The organism is Variovorax terrae, assembly GCF_022809125.1.
Taxonomy (GTDB): Bacteria; Pseudomonadota; Gammaproteobacteria; order Burkholderiales; family Burkholderiaceae_C; genus Variovorax_A; species Variovorax_A terrae.
Genome location: NZ_JALGBI010000005.1, coordinates 1 through 3,753 on the forward strand (window position 1 = coordinate 1; position 3,753 = coordinate 3,753).

Annotated in this window: 4 protein-coding genes and 1 pseudogene; all 5 read right to left on the bottom strand. The window is 68.6% G+C overall.

The window, feature by feature from the left end:
* Window positions 1-459, bottom strand: coding sequence for a RadC family protein (gene radC / locus MMF98_RS23575; RefSeq protein ID WP_423837682.1), 459 nt, complete (start codon window positions 457-459; stop codon window positions 1-3).
* Window positions 456-1,340, bottom strand: a complete 885-nt coding sequence (locus MMF98_RS23580) for a recombination directionality factor (RefSeq protein WP_243309802.1) — start codon at window positions 1,338-1,340, stop codon at window positions 456-458. Before MMF98_RS23580 ends, radC begins: the two co-directional genes overlap by 4 nt.
* A gap of 26 nt (window positions 1,341-1,366) precedes the next feature.
* Window positions 1,367-2,395, bottom strand: a complete 1,029-nt coding sequence (locus tag MMF98_RS23585) for a YqaJ viral recombinase family nuclease (RefSeq protein ID WP_243309803.1) — start codon at window positions 2,393-2,395, stop codon at window positions 1,367-1,369.
* A 148-nt stretch (window positions 2,396-2,543) separates the two neighbouring features.
* Complete coding sequence (locus MMF98_RS23590; RefSeq protein ID WP_243309804.1) at window positions 2,544-3,512, bottom strand: DUF932 domain-containing protein; 969 nt, start codon at window positions 3,510-3,512, stop codon at window positions 2,544-2,546.
* A gap of 49 nt (window positions 3,513-3,561) precedes the next feature.
* A pseudogene (locus MMF98_RS23595) lies at window positions 3,562-3,753 on the bottom strand (hypothetical protein); the annotation flags it as partial.

Genomic DNA, 3,753 nt, shown 5'->3' on the forward strand with positions numbered 1-3,753 from the left:
TCACACCACCCCCCGCTCCGCCATAGAAAGCGCCCCCAGATCACTGGTGATCACGTGATCGAGCACCCGCACCTCCACCAGCGCCAGCGCTGACTTCAGATCGCGCGTGAGCGCATAGTCCGCACTGGAAGGCTCACACAGCCCGCTCGGATGGTTGTGATGCAGGATCACCGCCGCCGCATTGCGCGCCAGCGCCTCCTTCACCACCTCCCGCGGATACACCGACGTCTGCGTCAACGTCCCCCGAAACAGCCGCTCATAGCCAATCAGCCGATGCTGCGCATCCAGGAACATCACGGCAAACACCTCATGAGCCAGCCCCTGGGCCTGCAGCCGCAGAAAGTCCTTCACCTCATCCGGGCGACTGAACACCGGCCCCTCCCGCAGCCGCCCACGCAGGATCTGCAGCGCCCGCACGATGGCCAGATCCTCCGCTTCCTGCTCCTCCTCAGCCCTCACGGCGCGCCTCCCGTCTCCAGCTTGCGGGCCAGCCGATCGGCCAGCGTGGACGGAGCCGGGGTGGATGACGCCTGTTCCTGCGCCTGCGGATAGAACTCCTCCACGACCGCCAAGCCTTCCTCGGCCGACTCCTCGAACGCCCCCCGGGCCAGTCCCTGGCGAGCCGCCTCGTCCAGCCGCTGCTGGTCAAACCCGGCCGCCTGACGCGCCTCATCCTCCTGGCGGGCCTGCTGCAGGGCCTCGGCCAGACTCATCCCGCTTCTGACCGTCAGATCCACGTAGAACACCGGGCTGCGATGCGACAGGGCGGTCGACTTGCCCCGCAGCCGCAACTCCAGCGGCAGGGTCGCCAGCCGATCCCCCGACACCGCCTGGAAGTAGCTCAGCCGCGCCGAAAGCGTGCGGATGCTGTTGAAGCCCGTGGTACGGAACACGAACGAGCCCAACTCATCCTCCTCCCCGATCCGCACATTCATGCGCCCATAGGGCTTGCAGCCCCTCTGCAGGGCCAGCTCGCAGCCCTCGGGCGCAGGACAGGGAAAGGTCTTGACCCCCTCGGCGGTAGCCCGCCGACAGGTCTGTCCATTGCCCACACACAGCGGCCGGCCGGTGGCCCGGTCAAACAGGCTGTACTGCGCCCGCAGGTTGAGCTCGGGCGAGCCGAACAGCAGCCGCACCGGAATCGAGCGCAGCTTGGCCCCCGGGGAGACTCGAAGCGCCTGATCCAAGGGATGAAGCTTCCAGCCCTCCGGTGTCTGCACCTGGGTGGTGAGGGTGAACTCGTCGTCCTTGTGCGGCAGACGCTTGCCGTTCTTCTCGACCATATGGCCGATGGCGATACGCCCGATCTCGGGCGGGGTGAGGGCCAGGCCCTTGAGCATGATGGCTTCCTTTCGGGTGAATGAATTCAGTCGTGAATGACGAACCGGCGCCGGCCGGGCTGGGTCTTGGGGAACCGGACCAGCAGATCCGGCTGCTCGGCCAGCAGGCGCTGGGTGTCCAGGCCCCGGCTGTCCTGGCTGCGGCGCCAGCTGACCTCGCCGCTCTCGAAGCGGGCCCGGCTGGCCTGTCCCATGGCCTGCTGGATCTGCTGCTTGATCCGGGCCTCGCAGGCGCTGTCCTCGGCCAGCCGGCCGCGCACCGCCTGCAGGTCGCAGAACAGGGCCGACATCGCCCGGTCCTGGCGCCAGTCCAGGGTCTGGCCGCTGCTCCGGGGATAGAGACAGCGCAAGGCCGCCTGGGCCGAGGCCGAACCATCCGCCGGGGGCGGCTCGTCCTTCTGGACATAGGCCCAGAACCGCCCCTCCAGCTCGATCAGGTGGGCGATCAGGGCCTCGTCGCGCTCGATGCGGTGCACCTCAAGTTGCTGGCCGCACAGCAGCACGGCCACATCCGCCGCCTGCCGGCCCGTCACCGCCAATTGGTGCTGTACCTGCAGTTGCACGTACTCGGGCACGCCGGCCCGCCAGAGCCGGGCACCGAACTCCCCGGCGGTCTTGCACTCCAGCACCTGCACGCCAGGAACCCCGAGCACCTCCCGGTCCAGGTTGGCCAGCATGAACGGCACGCTGGGGTGCTGCAGCACCGCATGGAGCCGGCGCACCCGGTGGCCGGTCTGCTGGGTGTAGGCCGCGGCCACGATGGGCTCCAGCAGCGTGCCCCAGTAGACCGGCTCCCTCGTGTCCAGCGGATCGGGGCGCTGCAGGTCGGCATCGCGGCCGGTTTTCTCCAACCACAGGACCAGGGGGCTCTTGTACGGGCTCAGGCCAACCGCAGCGGCAGCGTCGGAGCTGCCGATGCCGCTGCGGCGCACCTGCAGCCAGTCGGCGCGAGCCAGCTCGCGGGTATCGACCAGGCGCAGGGCCGGCCGGGCAGGGCGGACAGGGCGGGCAGGGCGCTGGCGGGTGGGCCGGGGAATGGATTGAATCGTCGCCATTGGCAGATCTCCAAAGAAAGACAGCCCGGTCCGGTGATCCGGACAGGGCTGGTGAAGGGGAAGGGTGGATGAGGGTTGAGAGGGCTTGGACGAAAGAAACGGAGGCGCACTCACCGGAACCGTCAGACGGTTCCGGCCTGGCCTTCCCTTAGTCCGTCAACTGCAAGGCCTGCTCCAGGGCCCGCTGCTTGAGCTGGGCGCCGGTGCCGAACCAGGCCGAATCGAGTCGGTACTCGGCGCTGCGCGCGCGCTTCTCGTGGTCCACGAACTCGGTGATGGCGCTCAAGAGGCCCCAGGCCGTGCCCTGGGCGGCGGCCAGCTCGGCGCCGCGGCCCTGGCCTTCGTACAGGGTCTGGACTTTCTTGAGCGCCCGTTCGTTGACCAGGCGCTGGGCTGCGGGGGCATGCTCATCGGCCTGGCACAGGACCTTGAGGAAGTAGTTCAAGGCCTCATGGCTCTTGACCCTGCGCTGCGAGAGCATTTTCATGCGGTACATGAAGCTGTCCCACTGGCTGACGGCCACGCCGAGCTGGCGCTTGACGGCCTGGGGCTCGAAGGCCGTGCTGTGGGGCACCTTGATGGCGCTGCTGGCGCCATTCAGGGCCACGGCCAGGGTGTTGTTGCAGACCACGCGCACCGTGGTGGGGGTGGCGGTGGTGGCCAGGGTGCTGTCGCAGGAGGTGGCCAGCAGCAAGTAGCCCTTGACCCGGTCGCTGCCCTTGAGGGCGGTTTCCTTGCCGGTGCGCGCCAGGGCCCAGAACTTGCGCCCGCCCTTGAGCACGCCGGCAGTCTCCAGCTCGAAGCCGGCGCTCTCGGTCAAGTCGCGGTAGAACTCCAGCACGGCGCGTGGCTGCACCACCTGGTAGCGGCTGCCGACCACTGACAAAGGGGCCTTGGTGTCGCTGCGGTAGAGCACTTTCTGCTCGTCAAAGCTCAGGATGGCGCCCAGCGCGCCGGCGCGCTCGGCCATGAAGCGCACCGGGCTCTCGCAGATGGTCCAGTCCATGCCGGCGCTGCGGGCCCAGGTGTCCAGGGGTTGCTTTGGGGGCAGGTGGTGGCCCAGCTGGTGCCAGGGGGTGGCGCCGCTGTAGGCCATTTGTTCGAGAAGGTGGGCCATGGAAGAAGACTCCGTTGTAAGAAGGTTGGGGAAAGACCGGTCCGGGGCTTCAGGCCTCAAGGCTGAAGGTGTGGCCACAGGCCAGGCATTCGTGGTTGTTCAGCAGGTGCTGGTCGACGTACTCGCCGGTGGTGGTGCCGATCTGCTGGCCGATGGCGCCGCCCATGAGGCCGCCGAGCAGGGCGCCGGTGAGGGAGCCCAGGGCAAGACCGACGGGGCCGGCGAGGGCGCCGGCCGTGGC